The 26,674-nt window shown below is 59.9% G+C and carries 15 protein-coding genes and 1 tRNA gene; 6 read left to right on the forward strand and 10 right to left on the reverse strand.

What is annotated here, in order from left to right:
• The first annotated feature begins 226 nt into the window (after positions 1-226).
• Together L7A15_RS01920 and L7A15_RS01925 are read left to right on the forward strand one after the other, a co-directional pair.
• A complete protein-coding gene (locus L7A15_RS01920) occupies positions 227-2,257 on the forward strand; it encodes a TPM domain-containing protein (RefSeq protein ID WP_237207990.1) in 2,031 nt (676 codons plus the stop codon).
• 139 nt (positions 2,258-2,396) lie between these two features.
• On the forward strand, positions 2,397-3,110 hold the full coding sequence (locus L7A15_RS01925) for a PspA/IM30 family protein (RefSeq protein WP_237207991.1): 714 nt from the start codon (positions 2,397-2,399) through the stop codon (positions 3,108-3,110).
• Between the two features lie 101 nt (positions 3,111-3,211).
• Here the strand turns inward: L7A15_RS01925 and udk are convergent, their stop codons facing one another.
• From udk to L7A15_RS01945, 4 genes are all read right to left on the reverse strand, one after another.
• Positions 3,212-3,832, reverse strand: coding sequence for a uridine kinase (gene udk / locus L7A15_RS01930; protein WP_237207992.1), 621 nt, complete (start codon positions 3,830-3,832; stop codon positions 3,212-3,214).
• Positions 3,833-4,292: 460 nt separating this feature from the next.
• Positions 4,293-4,366 (reverse strand) — tRNA-Met (locus tag L7A15_RS01935).
• Positions 4,367-4,518: 152 nt separating this feature from the next.
• On the reverse strand, positions 4,519-7,551 hold the full coding sequence (locus L7A15_RS01940; protein WP_237207993.1) for a UPF0182 family protein: 3,033 nt from the start codon (positions 7,549-7,551) through the stop codon (positions 4,519-4,521).
• A gap of 170 nt (positions 7,552-7,721) precedes the next feature.
• Complete coding sequence (locus tag L7A15_RS01945; RefSeq protein ID WP_237207994.1) at positions 7,722-8,819, reverse strand: YlbL family protein; 1,098 nt, start codon at positions 8,817-8,819, stop codon at positions 7,722-7,724.
• Between the two features lie 174 nt (positions 8,820-8,993).
• Here L7A15_RS01945 and L7A15_RS01950 point away from each other — a divergent pair, with 174 nt between their 5' ends.
• On the forward strand, positions 8,994-10,373 hold the full coding sequence (locus L7A15_RS01950) for a zinc-dependent metalloprotease (RefSeq protein ID WP_237207995.1): 1,380 nt from the start codon (positions 8,994-8,996) through the stop codon (positions 10,371-10,373).
• Between the two features lie 63 nt (positions 10,374-10,436).
• Here the strand turns inward: L7A15_RS01950 and L7A15_RS01955 are convergent, their stop codons facing one another.
• From L7A15_RS01955 to nudC, 3 genes are all read right to left on the reverse strand, one after another.
• On the reverse strand, positions 10,437-10,997 hold the full coding sequence (locus L7A15_RS01955; RefSeq protein WP_237207996.1) for a M48 family metallopeptidase: 561 nt from the start codon (positions 10,995-10,997) through the stop codon (positions 10,437-10,439).
• Positions 10,997-12,808, reverse strand: coding sequence for an ATP-dependent helicase (locus tag L7A15_RS01960; protein WP_237207997.1), 1,812 nt, complete (start codon positions 12,806-12,808; stop codon positions 10,997-10,999). The genes L7A15_RS01955 and L7A15_RS01960 overlap by 1 nt, the downstream gene beginning before the upstream one ends.
• A 361-nt stretch (positions 12,809-13,169) precedes the next feature.
• Positions 13,170-14,393: an NAD(+) diphosphatase gene (nudC, locus tag L7A15_RS01965; RefSeq protein WP_237207998.1), complete on the reverse strand. Its 1,224-nt coding sequence runs from the start codon at positions 14,391-14,393 to the stop codon at positions 13,170-13,172.
• Between the two features lie 37 nt (positions 14,394-14,430).
• Between nudC and L7A15_RS01970 the strand changes: the two genes are divergently transcribed.
• Complete coding sequence (locus L7A15_RS01970) at positions 14,431-15,414, forward strand: phosphotransferase (protein WP_237207999.1); 984 nt, start codon at positions 14,431-14,433, stop codon at positions 15,412-15,414.
• Between the two features lie 108 nt (positions 15,415-15,522).
• On the opposite strand, the gene L7A15_RS01975 is transcribed toward L7A15_RS01970, so the two are convergent.
• Positions 15,523-19,212, reverse strand: a complete 3,690-nt coding sequence (locus L7A15_RS01975; protein ID WP_237208000.1) for an ATP-dependent DNA helicase — start codon at positions 19,210-19,212, stop codon at positions 15,523-15,525.
• 18 nt (positions 19,213-19,230) lie between these two features.
• Positions 19,231-22,695 carry a UrvD/REP family ATP-dependent DNA helicase gene (locus tag L7A15_RS01980; protein WP_237208001.1) on the reverse strand — a complete coding sequence of 1,155 codons (3,465 nt, stop codon included), beginning with the start codon at positions 22,693-22,695 and terminating at the stop codon, positions 19,231-19,233.
• 163 nt (positions 22,696-22,858) lie between these two features.
• Between L7A15_RS01980 and L7A15_RS01985 the strand changes: the two genes are divergently transcribed.
• Together L7A15_RS01985 and L7A15_RS01990 are read left to right on the forward strand one after the other, a co-directional pair.
• The gene (locus tag L7A15_RS01985; RefSeq protein WP_237200351.1) at positions 22,859-23,554 is read left to right on the forward strand and encodes a 3'-5' exonuclease; all 696 of its coding nucleotides are present in this window, start codon (positions 22,859-22,861) and stop codon (positions 23,552-23,554) included.
• A 159-nt stretch (positions 23,555-23,713) separates the two neighbouring features.
• Positions 23,714-25,063: a threonine/serine ThrE exporter family protein gene (locus L7A15_RS01990; protein WP_237208003.1), complete on the forward strand. Its 1,350-nt coding sequence runs from the start codon at positions 23,714-23,716 to the stop codon at positions 25,061-25,063.
• A gap of 231 nt (positions 25,064-25,294) precedes the next feature.
• Here L7A15_RS01990 and hemL read toward each other — a convergent pair whose 3' ends face one another.
• Positions 25,295-26,620, reverse strand: a complete 1,326-nt coding sequence (gene hemL / locus L7A15_RS01995) for a glutamate-1-semialdehyde 2,1-aminomutase (RefSeq protein WP_237208004.1) — start codon at positions 26,618-26,620, stop codon at positions 25,295-25,297.
• Positions 26,621-26,674: the final 54 nt, after the last annotated feature.

Below are 26,674 nucleotides of genomic sequence, written 5' to 3' on the forward strand. Positions count from 1 at the left end.
TGGCTACTGCCAATCTTGATTTTCTCTGTAGATAACTATGCTCCACCGGTCTGTGTCTCAGATGTAGCAAAGCTGAGTGTTTGCTGTACGTGCCCTCGGTGGCCTACCCCACCGCGTCCTACCGGCCCTGTGCCCAGGGTGAACGCCCCCCACACGAAAAGCCCCAGCCCAGCTTATCCCCCGATAGAATAGGCTCACACAGTGCACCTACCACGAAGAGGTATTGATGAAACGCACACCGGCTTTGACCGCGGCCGTCCTTGCCGCCCTCAGCCTGGGAATCGCAACCCCAGCCCTTGCCGAAGAACCGTTCGACCTTGACCCCGGCGTCCGAATCAGCGACACCACCGGGGCCCTCGGCAACACCAGCCAGCTCAGCGAATCCCTGGCAGACCTCACCGCCAGCCGGCAGGTAAACCTCTTCGTCATCACCATCGACGAGTTCGAAGACCCCACCAGCTCCGCCGACTGGGCCACCCAGTTCGCCACCCTCAACAATATGGGCAGCAACGACGTCCTGCTCGTGATCGCCACCGAAGCCCGCCAGGCCTACTTCATTGCTGGGTCCACAGGCCTGCTCTCAGCCTCCCAACAAGAAGACATCTACCAGAACTACATCTTCCCCAAGCTGGCAGACTCCGACTACCTCGGGGCAGCAGAGGCAGCTGTCACCGGGATTAACGAGACGCTCTCCTCCTCAAGTGGCACCGCCGCGGCTGTGGCGGGCCGGGCCACTGAAATGGTCGGAGGGGCCGCCACCCTCCTCGGGGTTGCCGCCGTCGCAGGTGGCGGGGCCTATGTACTCTCCCGCTCCCGCAAAACCAAGCGCACCCCCGGCCCCCAGGGCCGCCCCCGTCCTACCACCGGGCCAGCAGGCCCAGCCCCCAGCCTAGAGCAGCTCCGCACCCAGGCCGGGCACCTGCTCGTCCAGACCGACGACGCCATCGCCCACTCCCTGCAAGAAGTCGAGTTCGCCCGCCTCCAGTACGGCGACGCTGAAGTGGCGCCCTTCGTCCGAGCTATCGAACAGGCCAAGGCCCACATGCAGCGATCCTTCCAGCTCCAAAAACAGCTGGACGACGAAATCCCCGATACCGAGGCCGACCAGAGAGCCTGGCTCACCGAAATTATCGGACGCACCCAGGACGCCCAAAAAGCCTTGTCAGAACAGGTAGCTAACTTCACCAAGCTCCGCAAGCTCGAAGACAACGCCCCCACAGCCCTAGCCTCCCTCCGCCAGCAGATCACCGCCGTCGAGGCTCTCTTCCCTGCCGCCCAGGCCGCCCTGGACCGGCTCGGGGCAACCTACGCTCCCACAGCCTTCGGGGTAGTAGCCGACAACGTCACCGAAGCCCGCAACCGCCTCAACTTCGCCCAAGAATCAGCCCAGGAGGCCGAGGGCCACCTGGCAAGCAATCGCAGTGCAGCCATCATGGAACTTCGCGCAGGCGAAGAAGGAATCGGGCAGGCCAAGGGCCTCCTAGAAGCCGTACACAAGGCTGAAACCGACCTGGGCTCCATGTCCGCCAGCTTGGACAACGCCCTCATCATCGCCGACCGCGACGTCGCTACCGCCCGGGAGCTGGCCCGCACCGGAGCCCCCAACAGCCCCCAACTTTCAGCAGCAGCCGCCGGGGTACAGGCCGTCCTGGGGCAGATCAGGTCAGAACGCTCCTCCGGACTCATCGACCCCTACCTGCTCAACACCCGCCTCCACGAAGTCAGGTCCGACCTCGACGCCGCCCTGGGAATCGTCCGGCAGGAACACGAAACGGTTCACAGCGCCCGCGAATCCCTCTCCCACGCCCTCGTCTCAGCCCAGGCCCAGGTATCAGCGGCCTCCGACTATGTGTGGGCCCGACGCGGAGGGGTCAAGTCAGAAGCCCGCACCCGCCTCCGCGAGGCCGAACGCAACCTCTCAGAAGCCCAGAAGCTGCAGACCACCGACCCGGTAACAGCCCTAGCCCGCGCCAACGAGGCAATCCGCCTGGCAAGTGACGCCCAGAGGATCGCCCGCTCAGATGTAGATTCCTTCAACCGCCGCAATTCCTACCGGCCCGGCCCTGTATCCGGGGGTAACTTCAACTCCGCCATGTTGGGAGGTATCCTGCTGGGCACCCTCCTAGGGGGTAACAACAACTCCAGCTCCTCTGGCGGAAGCTGGGGTGGAGGAACCTTCGGCGGAGGCTTCGGCGGAGGTGGCTTCAGCGGCGGGGGCGGCTTCGGCAGTGGCGGCGGCGCAGGAGGAAACTTCTAAGCCAAGCACTTTCGCTCACAACGTAGCACCCGCCGGTGTTTCGCACCCCCACTTTCACTTTTACTTGCCACAATAAACCTCAAGAGGTCCCAGCAATCCCGCTGCCGAACCTCAACCACCGCACCGAAAGGTAAACCCCATGGTAAAGCAGACCATCTTTAGCCGTATCGCCCAGCTCACCAAGGCCAACATCAACGCCCTGCTCGACGCAGCAGAGGACCCCCAGAAAATGCTGGATCAGATGGTTCGTGACTACACCAACAACATCGCCGAAGCTGAGCAGGCCGTAGCCCAGACCATCGGCAACCTGCGTATGCTCGAAGCAGACTACGCAGAAGACACCCGCGAGGCCACCGAATGGGGCGCCAAGGCCCTGGCCGCCTCAAACAAGGCTGACGAGTTCCGCGCAGCAGGCGACACCGCCAACGCTGATAAGTTCGACAACCTGGCCAAGATTGCCATAGGCCGCCAAATGCAGGCAGAGAACGAGGCTGCTGCTATTGCTCCCCAGATTGAGGTTCAGACCAAGGTTGTTGACCAGCTCAAGAACGGCCTGACCCAGATGAAGGAGAAGCTGGTTGAGGTCAAGCGTAAGCGCGATGAGCTGGTAGCCCGCCAGAAGACCGCTGCCGCCCAGTCCCAGGTCAATGATGCCCTCAAGTCCTTCAACGTCATGGACCCCACCAGCGAAATTGCCCGTTTTGAGGACAAGGTCCGTCGTGAAGAGGCCCGTGTCATCGGCCAGCAGGAACTTGCTGCCTCCTCTCTGGACGCCCAGTTCAACGACCTGGAAGAACTTGGCCGCCAGTCTGAGCTGGACGCCCGCCTGGCCGCTCTCAAGGCCGGTAAGTAGGCCCTAGCCGTCCTGCCCGGGGCTCTCCCCTGGGCCCACGAAAAACCCCACTGCCCAGCTGGTGCTGGCAGTGGGGTTTTTTGTTCAGTCCTGGTTCCCGGTTAGGAGGTGGGCAGGTCTAGGTGGCCGGTGATCCGGTGGAAGAGCATGTCGAGGGCTACGAGGTTGACGCCTTCGGGAATGATGATGTCTGCATGCTTTTTGGAGGGCTCAACGTGGAGCTCGTGCATGGGCTTGACGGTGGTGAGGTACTGGGCTTCGACGGATTCGATGGTTCGGCCTCGTTCGATGACGTCGCGGCGCAGGCGGCGCAGGATTCGGACGTCGGCGTCGGTATCGACAAAGATTTTGATGTCGCAGAGGTCCCGGATCTCGGGTTCTACGAAGATGAGGATCCCTTCGAGGATGATAATGGGCTGGGGTTCTACGATGAGGGTGTCGTCTGACCTGTTGTGGGCGGAAAAATCGTAGACCGGGGTTTCGATGGTCTGTCCGGCAATCAGGGCCTTGAGCTGGGTGATGAGCAAGTCGTTGTCGAAGGCTTCTGGGGCGTCGTAATTGAGCAGTTCGCGTTCCTCGTAGGTGAGGTGGTCGTTCCGCTTGTAGTAGTTGTCGTGGTAGATGACCCCGACCTTGCCGTCGAATCGTTCGATGAGGGTGTTGGTGAGGGTGGTTTTGCCGGAGCCGGTGCCACCGGCGATACCGATAATGAGGGGTTTCACGAAGCCATGCCTATCAATTGAGGATCAAGTAATTAAGCCACCCTAAGCTTACCGTTCTGGGCTGGTAGCTGAGGCAAAACCCGGCGTGAGCCTCGGCTCCCTCTCGGGCTTTCCCCCTCACTTTGGACCATCTCGAGGTCATTTTGGGGCCTGTTTTAGCAGGTTTTTGAGCTGGTTATGGTCCAAATCTAGATTGCCCCGCCAGAACTCTCAGCCACCGCAGCTGCGTTGAGGTCTGTTGTATGTCGAGAGTGCCTTCCCCCTCTGCTCCGAATCAAAAGGGCAAGAAAAAGTCGTCCCGATTGGATTCATTCCAATCGGGACGACTTATCACATAGTTGCGGGGATGGAGCAGATTTTTTCCGAGCGAGGAAGTAAAAAATCTGCGGAATGACCTGCCCCGCCCCTGGAATGTTTAAACGAAGAAACCCACTCTTTCGAGTGGGTTTCTTCATATGAGTTGCGGGGGCAGGATTTGAACCTGCGGCCTCCGGGTTATGAGCCCGGCGAGCTACCGAACTGCTCCACCCCGCGGCGACTCATTCAACTATACGCATCTTGATGGCGGTGCGCAAGCCCAGAGGGGCATTTGTGAGTGAGAGCATATTTTCTGGTGGTGGGTGTATGGGGCGGCGCCCCTCCCCTGGGTGTGGGGAGAGGCGCCGTCTGTCGATCCCTAGCCGGTGTTAGCTGGACGGGGTGGGGCTGGGTTCAGTGGAAGTTTCGCCTGGTGTGGTGTTTGTTTCACCGTCCAGGCCTTCAGCCTCGATTGCCCGCTGGAGGGCTTCGTTGAGACGTTTCTGGGCATCCCCGTAGGCTGTCCAGTCCCCGGACTTCATGGCGGCGTCGGCGTCCTCCATGGCCTTGCGGGCGTCTTGGAGGGCCCCGGTGAGGCTAGTGTCCATTGATGCAGCTGCATCTGCAGCTTGGGTATCGTCGACGCCTGCGTCCGCGGCCGTTTCAGCGCCGGATGAGCCGCTAAAGAGCTCGTTCAGGGCTTCTTCCAAGGTGGGGGCGAAGCCTACCTTTTCACCGAAGCCAACCAAGACACGGCGCAGGGAGGGGTAGGCTGCGTCGCCAGATGATTGGACATAGACGGGCTGAACGTAGAGGATACCGTCACCTACCGGCAGGGTCAGCAGGTTTCCGTTGATGACGTTCGAAGCACCCTGGCGGAGGAGGTTGAGCTCAGTGGATACGGCAGTATCTGAGTTAAAGACGTTCTGGGCCTGGCCTGGGCCGGGGACTACCGATGAACGCGGTAGCTCCAGCAGGGTGAGCTTGCCGTAGGTGTCAGCCTTCTCGCCGTCCTTGCCGGTACCTGCGTCACCGTTGGCGGCCAGGAAGCCGTACATGACGTTCCGGGAGTTGCTATCTGACTGCTGCGGGATGAAGCTGGTGGTCAGTGAGAACTGGGCTGAGTCTTCCCCCGGCATTTGCAGGGACATATAGTAGGGAGGCAGGGGGCGGCCGCTGTCGTTGGTCGGGTCGTTGGGGATGGACCAGCGGTCGTCACCGTTGTAGAGGCTGTTCGCGCTCGTTACATGGTAGGAGTTGAGGATCTCGCGCTGGACCTTGAAGAGGTCCTGCGGGTAACGCACATGCTCTATCAAGGAGGCAGACATTTCGCTGTAGGGACGGACAGTCTCAGGGTAGACCTTCTGCCAGCTCTTGAGCACCGGATCCTGGTCGTCCCAGGCGTAGAGGGTCACCGAACCGTCGTAGGCATTGACGGTAGCCTTGACGGAGTTTCGGATGTAGTTGACCTGGGTGTTTGGCAGGGCCTGGGCGGCACCGGTAGCCGTATCAGAATCTGCTGTCGCAGAGTCCAGGCGGGCAGCCTGGGAATAGGGGTACTGGTTGCTGGTGGTGTAGGCGTCGACGATCCACAGCACCTGGCCATCAACAATGGCCGGGTAGGGGTTGCCGTCCACGGTGAGGTAGGGGGCTACCTTCTTGACTCGCTCGGAGGGGTTGCGGTCGTAGAGAATCTGGGATTCAGGACGGACAGCGTCCGAGAGCAGGATGTCTGATGACTGGAACTTGATGGCATAGGACAGTCGGTTGAAGGCGTTGCCGATGTTCGGCCCTCCGTTGCCGCTGAAGGTGTACTTGGCGTCTGAGCCTTCCTTGTCATCGGCGGTCTGGGGGCGATCAAGTTCGAGGGGTTCGTCCTCTGCGCTTCCGCCGACGATGGAGTAGAGCGGGGAGCTCTGGCCAAAGTAGATACGGGGCTCGTAGTCCTCGCTGATAGCACCCGTTGCCCGGATACCGGATTGGATGAACTTGGGCTTACCGTCGGCTTCCACCTGGTTGCCGTAGGCGGCGATGACGCCGTAACCGTGGGTGTAGACCACGTGCTGGTTGACCCAGGAGGATCCTTCATTCTGGGCGGGGTTCAGCTCGCGGGCAGCGATGACAGTATCGGTTTCAACTCCGTTGATGGAGTAGCGGTCCACGGAGAGGTTCTTACCGAACTGGTAGTAGGGGCGGAACTGCTGAAGCTGGGCGAATGCCCCTGACACGACGTTGGGGTCGAGTAGACGGATGTTGGAGATGGTTTCGCTTTCGCCCCTCAGGGCTCCTGCCTGGGTGCTGGTGGTGGCGTCATAGTTCTGGACGTCAATCTGGTCAAGGCCGTAGGCCGCCCGGGTAGCGTCGATGTTGCGCTGAATGTAGGGGGCTTCAGTGGCTTGTTCATTGGGGACGACCTGGAACCGCTGGATGACCCAAGGGTAGATTCCACCGGCCACCAGGGAGGCAATCACCAGTACGGCTGTGCCAATGATGGGCAGGCGGAAGTTACCCTTGATGGCTGCAAAGATAAAGAGAGCAGCCACGAGCAGGCTTGCGATAGCCAGGATAGCGTTGACAGGGATAATGGCGTTGACGTCACTATACATAGCACCGGCCCAGGAGCCAGATTGGTCCTGGGTAGCGTTGTAGCGGGCTAGCCACAGGGTGACGGCACGCACCAGAATGAAGGCTGCACCGAGGAGGGCAAAGTGACGGCGGAAGTGAATCGTTGTGGTGATGCCCTTCTCCCCCACCACGAGACCACCGTAGAAGTAGTGGATGGCGAGGGCGGCCATGGCTGAGAACATGATGATGGTTGTCAGCAGGCCAGTAATGACGTTGAGGAAGGGCAGGGTAAAGATAAAGTAGCCTAAGTCCTTGCCGAATTCAGGATCGGTTGAGCCGAAGGTTTCTCCGTTGAGGAAGAGCAGGACGGTCTCCCACTGGGACATTGCACCAACGCCGACGAAGGCACCGACGAGGATGGGAACTACCACCAGCATGGCCTTGCGAACCTTTTCGACGCCCTGACGGTAGCGTTCCATGTTCTGGTTGAACATGTCCTGGAACTCGGCGTAGGGGTCTGGGATGGGGTTTCCGTCCGAGTCGATGCGGGGTGGGGCAGGACGGCGGGGCCCCGGGGTGGGGGGTGTTCCGTGCTTGTAGGCGTAGAAGATACTTGCCCAGACGGCTAGGCCGGTTAAAAGGCCTGCAGCCAGGAACACAGCCCCCTTGGTGAGGTTCTGGGTGATGAATACCTTGAGGTAGCCTAGCTGGTCGTACCAGAGGATGTCGGTGTATACCTGGGTCACGAACACAAAGACAACAACGAGGACGGCGATGATGGCCGCGGTGATGCCAAGAGGGGTGTTGCGGGGACTCCGAGGAGGCGTGGAACGGGGAGGGGTACTCGCGGTGTTCACAGGTTTCCTTCAGTGATGGAGAGTGGTGCTGCAGTGTGCGCACATTACTCCACCATTGTGCCAAAGATTACCTTGAGTTTCGAGGGTGCCCCCTGGGTTTTACGCTCTGGGCAGGGCCTTTGTGATAGCCCAGGGTGCCCGGAGTTCCGGGCCTGTGGCTTGGAGGGAAGCTACTGGTCTTCAGGGAGGGGGCAGGAGGCGAGGGTAGCGGGGTCAGTACCCTGACCGATGGCGGTGACGGCAGCCGCAGCTTCGTCCAGGGTAGATACCCCAATGACTGTTAGCCCCTCGGGGATGTAGCCTACGACTTCATTGCAGTTTTCAGTGGGGGCTAGGAAGACGGTTGCTCCGGACTCCTGGGCCCCATACATTTTCTGGCGGATGCCACCAATTCCGCCCACGCGTCCGTCAGAATCTATGGTGCCGGTGCCTGCAAAGTGCTTTCCGCCAGTCATCTCACCTTCAGTGATTTCGTCCATAATGCCCAGGGCAAACATCATGCCAGCGGAGGGGCCACCTACTTCTTCGAGGCCGTAGGTCACCTGCATGGGGAAGTCGAAGGAGCGGGAGAGGTAGAGCCCTAGAACGTATCGGTCGAGTTCGTCATTATGGACGGGGGTGACGGCAACCTTGTGGGTGATGCCGTCCTTTTCAAGGGTCAGGGTCACTTCTCTCCCCTTGCCCTGGTTCAGAAGGTCGACAAGTTCTGCGTAATTTTTGAGGGGGGTATCATCCAGGGCGGTGAGGATTTCACCTTCAGAGATGAGGCCTGCGCTGGGGCCGCCCTCGACTGTTCCCGAAACCTTCAGTTGTTCCCCGTACTCAATACCGAGTTGGGTGAGGGCAGCAGCTTGAGCGACCTCCTGGGAGTTGGTCATATCGGCACTATTTTGAGCACTAACGGCTTCCCGGGTCAGGGTTGGATCATAGATGAGATCGCTGGGAAGGGCAGTGGTGGACGAGCCCAACCAGGCGCTGAGGGCCTGGAAGGCTCCCATGCTTGAGTTGGGGCCGCCTGCGACTGATACCGTCGTCATATCAAGGTTGCCACTCACGGGAAAAGACTCAACACCTTCAATTTCAATCAAAGGTTTACCATTGTAGTCCCCAATCGTATTGAAGGTAGGACCGGGAGCCTCTGTCACAAAATCAACCGGAATAATAAAAGCCAGCAGGCACAAGCCCGTCGTACCCACAGCACTCACCCGCCGCATATCAAAACGACGAGAGGGCTGGACGGCAGTTTCATTCCGGCGAGAAAAAAGCATGCTACTAGATTACAAGCAAAACCACACCAGAACCTCCCCTACCCCAAGAATCAAGCAAACTCCCACTTGGCTCACGGCAAAAGCCAGAACAAGCACCCACCAAAAACAGTAGGCTAGAACCTAAGACCTAACGCGCCCCGGTGCGCCCCGGCCACATCAGAGGAACCTATTACCGTGTCACACAACCCATTTGACCCAACGTCAGGCCGCGACCCCCTCGAAGAATTCATCAAAAAACTTCGTGAACAAGGCTTCGACCCCTCAAACCTCGGCGGATCAGCCCCATTCGATGCCAACTCCTTCAACACCATGGGTTTCCCCATGGACCCCAGCATGGTATCCGGCATCTTCGCCCAGATGAATTCCATGATGAACGCCCAGCCTACCGACGAAGCTGTCAACTGGGAGATGGCCAAACAACATGCCCGTCAGGTCGTAGCCTCCGGAGATGACCCCTCCATTACCTCCACCCAGGCAGGAGCCGTCCGCGACGCCTCAGCCCTGGCAGACCTCTGGCTTGACCCCGTCACGGTCTTCGACCGCCCCAGCTTCAGTGTAGAAGCCTGGTCAAAAGCCGAATGGGTTGAAAACTCCTTCTCCACCTGGAAAGACATTTCTGGCCCTGTCGCAGAAGAGGTATCCCAGGCCATGTCAACCTCCATGCAAGGGCAGCTGCCCGAAGAACTCTCAGGCCTCCTCGGGGGCAGAAATATCTTTGCCGGAATCGGTGGGATGATGTTCGGCATGCAGATGGGCCAGGCCATCGGAAACCTCGCTGAGGAGGTCGTGTCCTCCACAGACATCGGTATCCCCCTCTCCCAAGGACGCTCTGCCCTCCTCCCCGGAGGTATCGCAGCGTTCGGCGAAGGCCTGGAAATCCCCGCCCAGGAAGTCATGCTGTATCTGGCCGTGCGCGAGGCCGCCCTCATCCGCTTACACAAGACCAACCCCTGGCTCCGCGAAGACATCATTGACCTCATCAAACGGTTCTCCCGGGGTATCCATGTTGATATGGAACGGATGCAGGACGCCGCCCAAAACATCGAGTTTGACCCCTCCAACCCCGAATCCATGATGGAAGCCCTCTCCGGAGACATGTTCAAGCCCCAGCACACTGACGATCAGAAGCTGGCCCTTGACCGCCTAGAAACCCTGCTAGCCCTCATCGAAGGCTGGGTCAGCCTCGTCACAGAACAAGCCACCGGCAACCTCCCCAAGGCCCCCCAGCTCGCTGAAACAATGGCCCGCCGCCGGGCAACCGGTGGCCCCGCCGAACACGCCTTCTCCCAGCTCGTCGGGCTCGAATTACGCCCCCGCAAGATGCGCGAGGCCCTGGCCTTCTGGCGCCACTACGACGATTCCCACGGCTTCGAGGCCCGCGACGGGCTCTGGTCCGGCCCCGAAACCCTCCCCACCAGCGAGGACCTCAACGATCCGGCCGGATTCGCCTCCCGTAGGGCCCTCCTCAACGCCAGCGAGGACGAATTCGATGCAGCCCTCGAGAAGCTACTGTCCGGCGGCTACGACGAGCCCCAAGACCAGGACCAAGCATAAATAACAAACCAGCGGTGGACCTCCCGTCCACCGCTGGTTTTCATATGCCCCACAAATTGCACCCTAATTTTGCGTGTGCTCAGCAAACTCAAGCCCCTGAAGGAAGGCCCGGGCCCGCTCCAGGTGGGGGTAGCGGGCCTCCAAGGCCCGGAAGGCCGCCGAATGGTTAGCCTGTACCAAATGGCAAAGTTCATGGAAAATAACGTAATCCACCACATACTCAGGTGCCCCCACCAGTACATTACTGACACGAATCGTCAACTGAGCAGGGGTGGCAGACCCCCAGCGACGCTTCTGGTTAGCAACCCAGCGGATTGACACCGGCTCCCGCCCCTCAGGAAGATATTCCTTCAGCAGAAAGGCCGCTCGATTCATGAGGTAATCTTCCGACAACATACGATTCCGGCCAGAATTTTTGTGAGCTTTCTGAGCCACAACCCGGGGGACGAGATCCTGGATATGTTGTTCGAGCTGGGAGTCCGACAGCAGGTCTGGAACCAGCAACCTCACCCGGCCATCAGGCAAAGACTGGGCTGCCACCGTCCTCTTCCGACGAGACGAATACACAATCTCAAGCTCAGGGTAGGACCCCGAAGCCGGTCGAATTACTCTCCTCTGGGTCATCACAAACCCTTGGGGGCAATATCGTCAAGGAACCTGGACCGTTTCCGGGCCCCCCGGCCCCCTGGCGTCCGCGACTTAGACCAGGTCAGGGTCAGATGGGTACGAGCACGGGTGATCCCCACATACAAGAGACGACGTTCCTCATCGACCTCATCAGCAGATTTCGCAAAGCTAATCGGCATGAGCCCCTCCGAAAGCCCCGCAAGGAACACAGCATCCCACTCCAGGCCCTTAGCCGCATGCAGGGAAGCTAACGTCACCCCGTTGAGGGACGGGGCGTCCTTATGCAAGGACCGCTGGTGGAGCACAGAAGCCAACTCAAAAAGCGTCAGGGCAGGAGGTAGCTCGTGGGCCCCGTTAGCCTGGGCCCTAGCCCGTTCAGCCTCCCGGTCAGCAATCAAACGGTCAGCCAAATGAACAAGGGTTTCAAGGGACTCCCAACGGGCCCTTTCCTGGCCAGAACGCTGGGGGGCAGTAGGCTTCCAGCCCAGGCTCTTGAGATTATCCCGCACCAGCTGACCCACCGAATCGGTACTATCAGCCCCCTTCGCAGCACCCTGCAACATACTCATGGCAGCCCGGACCTCAGCCCGGTCAAAGAACTTCTCGGCCCCCCGCAGCTGGTAGGTAATACCGGCAGCAGACAGGGCCTCCTCAAGGGCAGCAGACTGGGAGTTGGTCCGGTACAGGACGGCAATATTCACAGGATCAAGGCCATCCTTCTCCACCAAATCCTTGATGTCTTCAGCAATGCCCTGGGCCTCTTTTTCGTCGTCTGCATACTCAAACCATTCCGGCTTAGGGCCGCTCTTCCGCTGGGAGACCAGCTCAAGCGGCGGCGCCCAGGAGTAGGCAGTAGAATCGGCCCGAGGACGACGCGCAGCCAACAAGTCGTTGGCTAAATCAACAATCTCGGGGGTTGATCGGTAATCCCTGACCAACTTGACCACGGTAGCGTGCTCGTAGGTCCGGCGGAAATCAATGAGATGACGGCTCGTCGCACCGGCAAACGAATAGATGGTCTGGGAGGCATCGCCCACCACGCACAGGTCATCCCGGGGGCCAATCCAGGCCTGCAGTAGCCTTTGCTGGAGGGGGCTGACGTCCTGGTATTCGTCCACCACAAAGTGCCGGTACTGTTCCCTGATTTGGGCTGCGATGAGATCATTTTCCTCAATAATCGCAATGGTGAGTAGGAGGATATCTTCAAAGTCAATGACGTTACGTTCGTCTTTGAGCTCCTCATAGGTGCGGAGCAGACGGACGATATCAATGGCAGTGTAGCCGCTGGGAAGTTCCCTGCCCTTGAGACGGTTTTTCAGGGAGTCAGGGGTCAACAGATTGACCTTGGCCCATTCAATCTCGCTGGCAAGGTCTCTCACGAGCGCCCGGTCAGTGGGCAGGCCCAGGCGTCGGGCCGATTCGATGATGTACTGGCTCTTGTTCTTGATGATGTTCGGTGTGGATCCGCCGATAGCCACCGCCCAGAAGTGACGCAACTGGGCTAGGGCAGCTGAGTGGAAGGTGCGGGCCACCACACCGACAGCCCCAAGCTCCCTCAGACGCACCTTGAGCTCTTCTGCTGCCCTCGTGGTGAAGGTGAGGGCCAGGACGGCGTCGGGCCGGTACCGTCCAATAGCTATCCCGTAAGCGATTCGGTGGGTAATAGCCCGGGTTTTACCGGTTCCGGCACCTGCCATGACGCACATGGGGCCAGCTAGCTCCGTGGCAACCCGCCGTTGTTCGGGGTCAAGCCCCTCCAAGATAGCCTCAGGGTTGGGGGCAGTGGGGGCAAGGGGCTGGGCCCTCATAGCAAAATTCTGCAACCGTTTTATCCCCTTCCCAAAAATGCTGCTCTACAGCTCCCCCAGATTGTGGGCAACCGGCCCTACCAGTGTACCGGCTCGGGGCACTGCCCGTTCCCCACCCCGTCCCTCCTGATGAATCACAGGCTAGGGCGGTGCAGACCAGCAACGCAGATGAATGGCTGACTCACGATGGATCCGCAATCTAACAGTGGGTATTGATGTTACTGTCAGCAAGGATGGAGTTTCGACCTACCTGGGCAAAAGAACAGTACCAAATTGTGGGTCAAATCATGATAGGCTGCACAAGTAATAACCATGCTGAAGCCATAAGTCTAAATGTTCTTAGCAATTGGTCTTAGCAAGGCTACTCCCCGGCGTCCAGGGGGCCTCCCAACCAGTATTCAATCAGGCGGCGGGAGATGGATGCCTGCCCCGGTAGCTGCACTTCCTGAGACCGATGGGCCTCAACCAGCTCCTCTCTCGTAAACCAACGGATTTCTTCAATTTCCGCGCCATCTGCCTCAACGGCCTCTGGATTTGAAATCTCAGCAAGGAACCCACACATGAGCGAACGAGGAAAAGGCCAAGGCTGAGACCCCAGATACCGCTGGGACATCACCAAGCCACCACATTCCTCATACACCTCCCTCAGGACAGCACCTTCCAAGGACTCACCAGCGTCCACAAAACCGGCAAACGTTGAATACCGCCCCTTCCCCCACGCCCGGGCCTGGCCCAGCAGGATCTTCGGAACACCATCCACCGTAGCTGTCACAGCAGTAATGACGGCAGGATCAGTGCGGGGAAAAAGCTCCCGGCCCCCGTCCGTCACCCGAACCCAGCCGCCCCTCACAACGTAAGTAGGGGCGCCCGTCCTCTCATCAAAACCTGACGACTCGTGCCAGGCAGCCAGGGCCCCGGCTGCGGCCAGCACCTCACCCCAGCTCGACCTGTCCCCTGGCCCCACAAACCCGTGAGCAACGACGTCCCTCAACCCCAACCAGGACCCACCGGTTCGCGCCGCCAGAACATCAGCAACGGTCTGCTCCTGATTCTCAAACCCCTGAAGATTCAAGGGATCAACCCCAAAATCAAGGAAATCAGCAAACTCCCCCACCAGGGCAAGGACGGGCTGTTCACCCGGGGCAGGACAAGAGGCAGGTGCCGTCCCCTCCGACAGCTCCACCACCCGAGTCCCCGCAAAAATCAGCGACGGCCGGGTGACATCCTCGGCGGACGTATACGCCAACACTGCCTGCCGATGCAAAGCCATGCTCTGGGCAAGGTCAAGGGGAACCAAACTGTCATCCACCAAAACCCGGCCCCGATCAACCGCAATCAAGGCAGGAGCAACCCGCCAGGGATACAACCTCTCATCCAGGTCGTCCTCCCCCACCAGGGCCTTACCCAGGGAAGCAAAAAACCCCGGCAACTCCCTCAAGGTACCGGCCGTCCGCACCCGATCCGTCACCAGAGGAACCCGCCCCAAGGGCGAAAACCAGTCAGAGCTGGCCTCCACCACAGGCTCCGATAAACCCGACCCAGAATGTGGGCTGGTCGACAGTTTACTGGGATTTGAGGTAACCACCTTAAAACACCCCTTGAACTCTTGTAGGCTTGAATACGTGACTTCAACCCCGCTTCAACTTGCCGCCATAGTATCAGCTGGAGTGCCCGGCCTCTACCCCGTCGCAGCCCTCCCCTCAGCAGACGACACCCACGACTTTGACTCGGCGATCATCATCGACTCAGCCAACAAGCGGTGGCGGGTCCGCGCCCCCAAACACCCTGAAGCCAGTGTCCGCCTCGAAGCAGAGCATGTCATACTGCAATCCTTCACCCCGGGCCTACGCGCCCGCCTCCCCTTCCTCGTGCCCACCATCGTCGGCACCGTCACCCTCGATGGCCGCCAGGCCTTCATCTACTCGCATATTCCCGGCAAACTCCATGACATCGACGAGCTGACCGACATTTTCTACAGCTCCACTCCCGGCAAGCCCGGCCTTGTTCAGGACCTAGCCCACGCCATAGCAACGATTCACGTCTTCCCCACCACCATCGTCGAAGATGCTGACCTGCCGGTCTACACCTCCCAACAGGTCCGGGAACGGCGACTGGCTGAACTAGACCTGGCCGTTGCCACAGGCAAGGTCCCCTCAGGCCTGCTCAGCCGTTGGGAGCAGCAACTGACCAACCAGGATCTGTGGGACTTCCGCACCAGGGTTATTCACGGGGACCTCAACGAAGACAACCTGGTCCTGGAAAAGAAAAAAATCGTTGAGATTACCGGCTGGTCAGAAGTCTGCGTCGGTGACCCAGCCCAAGACTTCGCCTGGCTCCTGGCCTGTGAAGACCCCTCCCTCCGAGAAAAAGTTTTTGAAGCTTACCGCAAGGAAATGCCGCAGGAACCAGACCGGAACCTAGAAGCACGCGCCAACCTCTACGCAGAATTTGCGTTAGCCCAATGGCTGATTCGAGGTGTAGAGCTTGATGACCGGGTCATGATTTCCGAAGCAGTCTCCATGCTGAATCACCTCGAAGAGGAACTCACCTCAGCAGGCATGTTGCAACCACACACAACCGAGCAAAAGCCAGAACCAATCGAATAAACCAGTAACCTCCCAGAAAATACCCGATGACGGGGCTTGTACCACCTAGCCAGGTAGGCCAAGCCCCTTTCGTCGTAAGGTGCTACCCCCTGACGGGGAGCTACCCACTCAAGGGTGAAGGATTCGGGAGGCAGCCTTGCCCAGTTTCTCCGCCCGCCTGAGCTTTTTCTCCAGCTGGTCCACCTCTAGCGGCCGGTCAACCTGCTTGGTTTCACCTGTTGAGGCGTAGAAGAAACATGCCTCAACCTGCTCTTCCGGTATTCCCAGCAGGCGGGCAAAACCAATACGGTACAGGGCCAGCTGAACGGAACGGTCCTTGAACTCCTTGTCGGTGCGGGGAGGCTGACCGGTCTTCCAGTCAACCAGCTCATAAAAGGTGGTTCCGTCCTCGCTCTGGCGGGAAAAAATCGCATCCACCCGGCCGCGAATGGTAACTCCACCAATCGGAGTTTCAAGCGGGTACTCCAGGGCCCAGGGTTCACGGTTGGCCCAGGAGCTCTTCAGGAAGTTTGCCTTCAGGCCAGGCAGATTCAGCTCTTCATCGGTGTCCTCATCCTCGTAATCTTCAGCCAGTTCCAGCATGCCCAAGGTTCCAAAATGGTCCTCTACCCAACTGTGGAAGACCGTACCCTGACGGGCGGCGATACTGGGCCTTTGGGGCATGGGACGACGGATATTATCGATGACGTCCTGGGGTGAAGCCACCATGGCGACAAGCTGGGAGGCTGACAGGTGGGTCGGCAGCTCGAAGTCTTGGTGTTCAGACGGGTGGGCCAGGAGCTGGAGCAGTAGCTCTGTTTCCTCTTCCCAATCCGCAATTACCTGCTGGACTTCGGGGGCTGACTCTAGGTCTGGATGCGATAGGGCGGCGAGGGCAGCCTGATAATCAGCCTCTGTCAGACCTCCAGCAGTCACATTCAAGGCAGCCCGTTGCACAACCTCGCGGGGGGTAAGCCCCGTTTTTCTCCCCTGAGGCGCACGTGAGGCCTCCTTCATCTGCGTTTCGGTTACCTCATTGAGTTCTTCTGGTGAGGACCAGCTCAGAACCTGCGGGCCGTCAAAGGGATCAAACGGCCACAGGGCAGTTGCAATCGCCACAGCCTGGGGGTTGCTGTCACCAATCACCTCAGGGGCTATCGTGGAGACTACATCAAGCAAGGCTGCAGAGGTCAGTTCCTCTAGGAAACTGGAGAGGCCACGAGGTTTAGCCCCGGTCCCCTTCCACACAGAAGTGGACATCATGAGCTTGCTTCGGGCTCGTGTAAAAGCCACATACGCTAGGCGGCGCTCTTCATTTCGTCGGTAGGAAATTGCATCGTCCTTCAGCAGGAGCATAAACTCCCCAAAATCTGCCAGGTTCTCAAAATCAGAACGCCAGGCAGGAAGGTAGGGGGCATCACCACGCAAGGGCCAGGGCATATTATTTGACTTCTTGGTCCAGCGTTCGTCCTTGTTATCGGGGAATTCGCCTTCTGCCATTCCGGGAATATAAACGTGGTCCCATTCCAGCCCCTTAGAAGCGTGAACGGTCAAAATCTGAACGGCATCCTTGCGGGGGGCCTCAGTCACCATCTCAAGGCCGGATTCCTCATGGACGGTAGCATCCAGCCAGGCAAGGAACCCGGTAATTCCAGCAGCTGAAGCCCCGGTAGCGCTGAGGGAGAAGGTAACTGCCGAGTGCTCGTCGTCAGGCTCAAGCCCATGGGCTGCTGACTGGAGGAGGGCGGTGATTCGGGGGGCTGTGCTTTCGTACTGCGCTGCAACGTCCAGCAGGGCATCAAGGTTCCTGCGGGCGGTAGAGGCATTGACGCCGGGACGGGCGGCTAACTCGATATCAAGCAACAGGGTGCGTTCAATCTCTGTGAGGAGGGTGGTGAGATCATCGGCTGTGAATTGCCGGAGGTAGGCTAGTTCCTTGGACAGAGCATCTAAACGGTGTAGCCCCTCTGCAGTGATGGACCGTCCTGTTCGAGGTGAAACCCAGTCTGGTGAAGGAAGATTTTCCAGGGCTTCAACCAGGGAGGCCCCGTCCGTGACATCGGGTGCTGCCGCCTTCATCAGCCGCTCGTAGTCAGCCCGGTGATCAGCTGTGGGTTCTTGCTGGTCTTGGGCTTTCTGAGGCTGTTCCAGCTCGTCCAGGATCTCTTGTTCTGCTCTCAGATGGGCTGCTTGCTCTGTAATGCCGTACCGGATTTCAAGTTCCCGCTGCTTCTTCAGGAACTCAGCCCAGTCACCAAAGGCCAGCAGATCTGAGAGCCCCAGACGCCAACGGGCCCCTGCTAAAAGTCGCATGAGAGCGTCTGAACGGCCAGGATCGCTGAGGACTCTGAGGACAGCTACAGTATCAACTACTTCTGGGGTATCGAGTAGGCCGCCGAGGCCCACAACCTGGTATGGAATGCCCAATTCGTCGAAGGCCGACCGGATGGGATTCATGTAGGCCCTCTTTTTGCAAAGAACCGCCATGGTTGGCATTTCGTCAAGAGGACGGTGGGTGAACTTAGCCCTTTCCGCCTCGATGGCTGAGGCGATGTACTGGGCCTCCTGCTGGTCGGTCAGGAACTCCCCCATGAGTACTTGGCCTGTGGTCGGGTTAGGACGGGTGCGTAGCGGCGGCACTTCGATACGATGGTGGGACCTTACCCAGCTGGGCTTGATGGCAAGGGGCGCAGCTGACTTATTAGCCGCTTCAAGGATGGCAGTGTCGTTACGCCAGGCAACGGTGAGGTAGCTTGCTGTGGGATCTGCTGCCGGAAAATAGTCGTAGAAGCTGAAGAGCTGGCCGTCTGAAGCTCCCCGGAAACCGTAGATAGATTGTTTGGGGTCGCCAACAGCCATGACGGGGTGTTGATCCCGCCCCTTGGTTCCGCCGAAGAGATCTGAAAAGAGCTGCATCTGGGCGTGGGAGGTGTCCTGGAATTCATCCAGAAGCACCACCTTGAACCGTTCCCTTTCGGTTGTTGCGGCCAGGGGTACGTCTCGGGCGATGCGGGCTGCGTTGGCGATGAGGTCGCCGTAATCTAGCACCTGCATCTGTTGTTTGACCCGGATATACCGCTGAGCCAGTTCTGCGTAGAATTTCCGCATTTCCAGCCCCTGGACGAGACTACGTTGTTCGGAGGTTGCCCCCTTACTGGTGGGCTTCTGCAAGCTACTGACCCGGGCTAGGGTTTCGTCGCACCAGGCCATGACCTGGTCAGGAGTAATCAAATGTTCGGAGCACTCCCCCGCTAGAGAAATGACGTCAGAGACAATCGTTGATTTTGATACTTCTTTTTCCGGTAGCTTCCCTTCATAGTGCTCCACGATTTGGGCCACCAGCTGCCAGGTTTGGGCTCCACCCAGCATCTGGGCGTCGTCTTCAATTCCTATGCGCAGGCCGTATTGTTTGACCAGGGTGTTGGCATAGGAGTGGTAGGTCAGGATGGTGGGATCGCTTGTCACCTGGTCGTGTTCTTCACCGGGTGCTTTCTTGACTATTCCCAGGCGGCGGAGTTCTTCGAGGCGGGAGCGCATGCGTTCACGGAGTTCACCGGCGGCCTTCCGGGTGAAGGTCACACCGAGCACCTGGTCTGCTCTGACCAGCCCGTTGGCTACTAGCCAGACCACTCGATCAACCATGGTGGCGGTTTTACCTGAGCCAGCTCCAGCTACAACCAGGCGGGGGATGAGGGGGGAGGAGATGATGGCAGATTGTTCTTCGGTGGGACGAGGACGGACGAGGGTATCTGCGATGTACTCGGGGGTCATAAGTTCAGCGTCAGCAGGGAGACCGAACAGGGTGGGGTCGATTGTCATCTTTGGTTCTCCTTGGTGTTACTGGGCGGGGCGGACGGTGATGGATCGGCCTCGTGAGCAGAGGGGGCAGATGTCGGGGAGGGTGCAGCCCACGCCGAATTTTCCATCGCCTGAATGTCGGGCTTGAACAAATTCATGGGCAATGAGTTCAGCGGCTCGGGTAATGAGGTCTACAGCCCAGGTGCTGTCGGTGCTGAGGGGTTCTTGGACCTGTTCGGAGTAGCTCTTTGTGGTGTCGCCGATTTGCAGGAGGAGGGCCCCGCCGGATAGCTCCTGCAGGTTGTAGAAGGGCAGGACTGTTCTTTCCTGGGGGGCTGGCGTTGTACCGTCCTGGGCCTGCATTTCCTTACTCATCTGGTCGCCTGCTCCAGCTTCAAGCGCAACCTGGTAGGCAGCGAGTTGGGGATGCAGCTGAATGTCTGCCTTGGTTGGTTTAGACTTACCAGTTTTGATGTCAATAATGATGAACCGGCCCAGTTGGTCCACCTCGATACGGTCAACTCGGCCTGACAGGATAGCGTCCTTGGTGGGGCCGGGCACGAGTACGCTGAAGCTGCCTTCAACTCCCACAAGGCGGCGTCCCTTTGCCGGTAGTTCTCTCACGTATTCAGCAAATTTCATCACCATGGTCTCGGCCCGCTCAATAACCTTTTGGCTTTCCCATGTTGGGGGTAGGCCCAGTTCTGGCAGGCGGCGGCGTAGCTCGTTACGCAGGGTGATTCCGTCTGCCTCTGGGTAGTCTTCGCAAATGGAGTGAATGAGGGTTCCGAGGCTTCGGGAGGCATCGGTGGCGGCTTCGGCCCGGGCGGCTGAAACGAACCAGTCCAGGGGGGATCTATGTATTTTCTCGATCTGGGATGGGGAAACTGGCACTGGCCCATCGCCGTTGAAGGCTGGGTCAGTTGACGAAAGGGACAGCATGCCCCACCAGGACGAGGGATGGGCGCCAGGTAGGGGCACCCCTGAAGTTGCTTCTGGGTCGGCAAGGCGGTGCAGGAGCCTAGCTGCGGCATCAGCCTTGGCTGGGGAGAGATGTTGGGCTTCTGCCCACTGGCGTAGTTCTGCGATGAGGGAGCGAAGGGTCATGGGTCTACGCACGGTGGTGTTGGTGCGTTCCCCTCCCTGGGGTGGGGCAAAGATATCTAGCAGTTCGCTGGGGGCCTCGTCTACTGAGGAGACTGCTGTGCAGATGACCCGCTCGCTGGCGCGGGAGACTGCTGTGGAGAACATACGAATTTCGTCGAAGCGGTTTGCCTTGAGTCGGTCCAGGAGGGCCTGGCCCCGGTGGTCTGTCCCGCCCGGGGTGGAGCGTCCGGTGACGGCATCGACCAGGTCTAGGGTGCCGAGGAGGGAACCTCGGACGGTGGTGTTTGGCCATGTTCCGTCTTGGATTCCTGCGACGTAGACGGTATCCCATTGGCGGCCTGCTGCGAGCGCCGGGGTGAGGATTTCTAGGGCGTCCCGGTAGCTGGTGCGTTCTGCCAGGGTGTCCATGGGGAGGTCTTGGGAGTCGATATAGGCTAGGAATTGCTCTGCGGTAGCACCGGGCATTTGGTCGGTGTAGCGGGCGGCGGCTTCGAAGAGGCCGATCATGGCGTCGATGTCTCGGCCAGCCCGGTCTGCGCCGGTTCCCCCGGTGAGGTATTGCTTGCGCCAGATGGGGGCGAGCCCGGAGGCTTCCCAGAGGGCCCAGAGGACTGTTTCGGCGGTTGCGCCAGGCTCGTTGAGGGCTTTTTCACCGGCTGTTAGGACGGCTGCCAGGCGGCGGGCTGCTTGCCCGGCGCCTTGGGTGGGAAGCTGGTGGGGGTTCATGAGGGCTTCTACGAGGAGGGAGTCGCTGTCTCTTGTTCCTCCAGCGCGGAGTTCGTTGGCGCGGAGGCGCTGGCGGAGGCGGCGGATTTCCATGGTTGTGGCTCCTCCCAGGCGGGAGGTGAGCAGGGCGATGGCTGTATCGACGCCTAGGCCCCATGCTGCTCCGGCTTTTTCGACGTAGGGGCTGGGGGGTGGTGCCTCCTGGTTATCAGGGTTCTGGGGGGCGGGAGTGGGGGTTTCAGGGGTCGTGCTGGGGGCTGGTTGTTCCGTGGTGGAGTCGGGGTTGGCGGGGTCTTCCTCCTGGGCTCGGATGGTTCGGGTATGAAGGATGAGGCCCAGGGCGTCGAGGAAGGGGCGGACTGCTGGCTCGTCGCGGACGGGGGTCAGGGAGGCTGCTGTTTTGACGGGCAGGCCGAGGTTGATCAGGGCTCGTTTGAGACGGTTGACCTGGGTGCTATTGCGGACGATGATGGCGCTGCGTGAGTATGCTTTTCCCCGGTAGAGGTGGTCTTCGAGGATTAGTTGGGCCAGTAGTTGGTTTTCGAGTTGGGGGGTTTCGACGGTGTGGCTTTCAACTGCTGGACGATTGTCCCTAGCTTTTTCGGGGTTGAGGAGGGCGCCGTCGTCCCCCACCGGGAGGAGGGCTTCTTCCAGGGGTTCAGTTTGCGGTTGGGTGAGGGTGCGGGTGTGGATGGCGCCGGGGACGAGAGGTAACCTGCTGGCTGTTTCGGCCCAGCGGGCGGCTATGTCGGGGGCCATTCGCCAGCTGGTGTCCAGGTGGACTGTTGTCAGGTTCCCGTCGAAGAGGTCAGGTAGGGTTCCAGCCAGTTGGGGAGTTGCGCCGCGGAACCCTTGTACGACAGTATCTGTGCAGCAGGTGAGGCAAACACTGGTTGGGGCGGTGGTGCCCGTTCTGGTTGTGGTTGTTGGCCCAACGAGTATCCCCAGGAGCTGGTAGATGGAGGGGGTCAGTTCTTGGACGTCGTCGACCAGGATTAAACTGTAGCGGCCCCTTTCTTCGGTGAGGAAGTCTGGGTTGGCTTTGAGGACTTTGGCAGCTTCGTGGATGAGGGCGGCCGGATCATAGGCGTGGGGGGCTCGGAGGGCCCGAATCTGGCGGTATTCCCGGTATAGCTTGGCGAGGCTTACCCATTCGTGGCGGCCGTATGCCTGGCCAAGTTCGGCCACCTGGTCTGCTGACAGGTCGTACTCGGCCATGCGGTCAAAGAAGTCACGGACTTCATGGCGAAATCCGCGGGTTTCGATTGCCTCTTGTAAGTCGTGAGGCCAGATGAGGGCGGTGCCGTACCCCTGCCGATGACCCTCTAGTAGTTCCTTGATGAGGACGTCCTGTTCTGGACCGCTCAGGAGCTTGGGGGTGTGCTCAACTCCTGGGAGGTAGCCTTCCATTTGTGCCCGCCGCAAGACGTCGTAGGCGTAGGCTTGCCAGGCCTTGACGGGGGCTGTTGACACGGTGGAGGTGATGCTGGTGGAGAAAGCCTCACGGAACCTGGTTGCTGAGACTCGGGTGGGGGTCAGGACCAGCAGGCGGTCAGGGGCGCCACCGTCTTCTACGAAGCCAACGGCCTTGTCTAGGAGTCGTTGGGTTTTCCCTGTGCCGGGTGCTCCCAGGTAAAGGGTTGCGGTGTGTTCTGCCGGTGTGGTGTTCATGGTCTTTCCCCCAGTAGTGCTCTGCAGGTAACCTGTGCTGGTTCCCTGCCTAAGGTGGTGCATGTACCTGTATTTCATCATAGGTGGCTGACATTTTAAGAAGCTGGGAGCTTTAGCCGCCAAATATTTTTGGTGGATGCTCCTAGCGGCTACTATCGGGAGTATGACTTCTCAGATTCCTTGGACCGAGCTGCCCCGCGCCACCTTTGACCTTGAAACAACGGGTATTGACCCGAAGACTGCCCGTATCGTCACGGCTTCTTTGGTCTTGGTTTCTCCGGACGGCGAGGTCCTGCGGGCCGGGGAATGGCTGGCTGATCCTGGGATTGAGATTCCGGAGCAGGCTGCAGCTGTTCATGGGATTACCACCGAGTATGCCCGGGAGCACGGTAAGCCTGCGGCCCAGGTGGCCTATGAGGTGGCGATGGCCCTGGGGGGCCTCTTTGCAGATGGGGTGCCGGTCATCGCTTTTAATGCGGCCTATGATTTTTCGGTCATGCACTATGAGCTGGCCCGCTACGGCTACCCGCCTCTGACCTGCTACCCGGTGCTTGACCCCCTGGTCATCAATAAGCATGTGCATAAGTTCAAGAAGGGCAAGCGCACCCTGGAGGTTCTGGCACATGAGTACAGCGTTGAGCTGGAAAACGCCCACACATCGAAGGACGACGCCCTGGCTGCTGAGCGCCTACTGACGGCTATGAGCTTTGAATACGAAGAGATCGAACAGCCTGCTACAGCCCTGCACGAGCAGCAGATTACCTGGGCTGCTGAGCAGGCAGCCGAGCTGCAGGACTATTTCAACCGCATTGGCAAGCAGGCGGACGTCAGCGGAGCCTGGCCGGTGCGCACCGACTAGCCCGCCCCCGTCCGGGCCAGCAGGGCAGGCTCACGGGCAGGACGGACGTGTGGGCAGGCGGTGGCCGTAGGCACCGTCACCCTGGCCTGCTCCGTCCTTTCAGGTGTGGAAGCTACTAGATTAGAAAGAGGAAAACACCCTCTTTGACCAGGAGCTCCCGTGAGCCAGTCCCCCTCACCCCACCCGGTAACCAACAGTATCTATCTTGGGTCAACTAGAGCCCAGCACCAGGAGCTGGTTGACCAGTCAGCAGTCGTCCTCAAGTTAGGCCTGCTCCTCATGAAATCTGGGGCCAGCGCCTACCGCGTCAAAACCTCCATGTCCCGCCTGGCCAAAGCCGTAGGACTTGAAGAACACCACGCCCAGGTCCACTTCACCGAACTCTCCACCACCGCCTATTCCGGCGGCAACTTCCGCACCGAAATCGCAGAAACCCGTGTCAAGGGTATCTCCGCCTACAAAATCGACCTGCTCAGCGACTTTGTCTCGTCCCTGCCCGAGCGTATCGACCCGGCGGTAGCCGACGCAACGCTCACCCGCATTGAGAAAGAAAAGCCCCTCTACGCCCCCTGGCTCCTGGCTCTTGCTGCCGCCCTAGCATGTGCAGCCTTCGCCTTCCTCAACCGGGGCGGAGCCCTTGAGTGCGCTGTGGTTCTGGTGGCAGCCTTTGCCGGGCAGCTGCTACGCTCCACCCTCGCCCACCGGGGGCTCAACCACATGGCTGTGTGGATGCTCTGCGGCCTGCTCTCAGCCGGGATCTATGTGGGGGTCATGTCGGCGCTTATCGCCCCCGGCCTCGTCGCCGATAACCACCTGGTGGGCTTTATTTCCTCAGTCCTTTACCTGGTCCCTGGGTTCCCCCTGGTCACCGGCATGCTAGAAATAGCCCGCATGGATTTTTCCTCCGGCATTTCCCGCCTCACCTACGTTGCCCTGCTCCTGGGTAGTGCCTCCTTTTCGGTCTGGCTGATTTCCTTGGTCTTTAGCCTGCCCCTGGAGCTGGCTCCTCCCCCGCACCTAAATTTCTGGCTGCTCTTGATCCTCCAAATGCTGGCTTCCTTCACCGCCGCCTTCGGCTTCGCCATGCTTTTCTCGGCCACTCCCCTCTCCTGCGCCTGGGCGGGGGTAATTGCCGCAATCGTGAACCCGGGGCGTATCTGGCTGGTTGAAGCCGGATGGGCACCCCACCTGGCTATTGCCCTGGCCGTCTTTACCGCTGGGGTACTCTCAGAAATCGTCGCTCCTCTGCACGCCCGGAGAGTTTCCCGTGTCTCCCTGGCCGTACCGGCGACCGTCACCATGGTTCCGGGCGTCATGTTCTATATGTCCATGGCCCACTTCTCCAACGGCAATATTAGCGAGGCCCTAGCCAGCTTCGTGCAGGTCCTGCTCATCTTTGCGGCCCTGGGCATGGGCCTGGCCCTCTCCCGCCTGCTCATGGACAAGAACTGGCTCTACGACCGCGATACACAGAACCTGGCGTCCCTGCCGCAGGGGCACATGAGATAAGGAAACGTACACGCAGAAGTAGGTGAAGAAGGCACAATTATGGGCGCGGCGCACTGACCTTCGCCAACTAACCTTCTCGCTGGCTCGCTAACTGGCTCCCAAGCTCGCCAGATTCGCACCGAGATTTGTTTCCTCGCGCGCTCGGAATCTCGGTGCTCATCACTAGCGATTCATGCCAGACCCAGCCAGTTGGCTACCGGCCAGTGCGCCGCGCCCGTTGAGTATAGAAACCTAGGCTGTCGCCTCTGCCGCTGCTCGGGCGGCGTCGGGCAGGGCCGAGATGATGCGGTCCATGGCGGCATCATCGTGGGCTGCTGAAAGGAACCAGGCCTCAAAGGCGCTGGGCGGCAGGTAAACACCGGAGTTCAGCATGGAGTGGAAGAAGGCGTTGTAGCGGTAGGTTTCTGATGCCTTGATGTCTTCGTAGTTACGCACACCCTGCTCGGCGGTACCAAAGGCAACGGAGAAGAGGTTGCCTGCGGTCTGGATGGAGTGGTTGACCCCGGCGGTGTTGAAGGCTTCGACCAGGGCGGCCTGCAGCTGGGCTGAGCGGGCATCAATCGTCTCATAGACAGCAGCATCTGCAGCCTTGAGGGTTGCAAGACCAGCAGCCATGGCGATGGGGTTACCTGAGAGGGTACCTGCCTGGTAGACGGGGCCCAGCGGAGCCAGGTATTCCATGATTTCGCGCTTGCCGCCCAGGGCAGCCATGGGCATACCGCCGCCGATAACCTTGCCGAAGGTGAAGATATCGGGGGCCCAGTTGCCCTCAGCGGGTGAGGTGTAACCCCAGTAGCCTGCGGAGGAGACACGGAATCCGGTCAGTACCTCGTCGAAAATCATGAGGGCACCCTGTTCACGGGTGATCTCGCGCAGGAAGGCGTTGAAGCCCTCAGCCGGGGTGACAACGCCCATGTTGCAGGGGGCTGCTTCGGTGATGATGGCGGCAATGTCGCCGGGGTTGGCGGCAAAAGCTGCGCGGACGGCGTCCTGATCGTTGTAGGGCAGGACGATAGTTTCGGCGGCGGTAGCGGCGGTGACGCCTGCCGAGCCGGGCAGGGCTAGGGTGGCGACGCCGGAGCCGGCTTCTGAGAGCAGGGCGTCGACGTGGCCGTGGTAGCAACCGGCAAACTTAATGATCTTGTCGCGGCCGGTGTAGCCGCGGGCCAGACGGATGGCGGTCATGGTTGCTTCGGTGCCGGTGGAGACCATGCGGATCTGGTCGATGGTTCCGGGGGCGACGGCGTTGATGCGGTCAACGACGAGTTCAGCCAGCTCGGTTTCGGCGGCGGTTGAGGCGCCGAAGGAGAGGCCGTGTTCAACGGCTGCGTGCACGGCTTCGATGACGCCGGTGTGCTTGTGGCCGAGCAGGGCGGGGCCCCAGGAGCAGACCAGGTCGACGTAGTTGTGGCCGTCGGCGTCGGTCAGGTAGGGGCCGGAGGCTTCCACCATGAAGGCGGGGGTGCCACCGACGGAGTTGAAGGCGCGGACGGGGGAATTGACGCCGCCGGGGATGACACGGGTGGAGCGGGCAAAGAGGTCTTCAGAGACGGTCACAGGTAACCTTTCTGTGGTTTTCGGGGCAGGTACGTCTAGTACTCAGTCTAGTCT

Source organism: Rothia nasimurium (assembly GCF_928391935.1).
Taxonomy (GTDB): Bacteria; Actinomycetota; Actinomycetes; order Actinomycetales; family Micrococcaceae; genus Rothia; species Rothia nasimurium_D.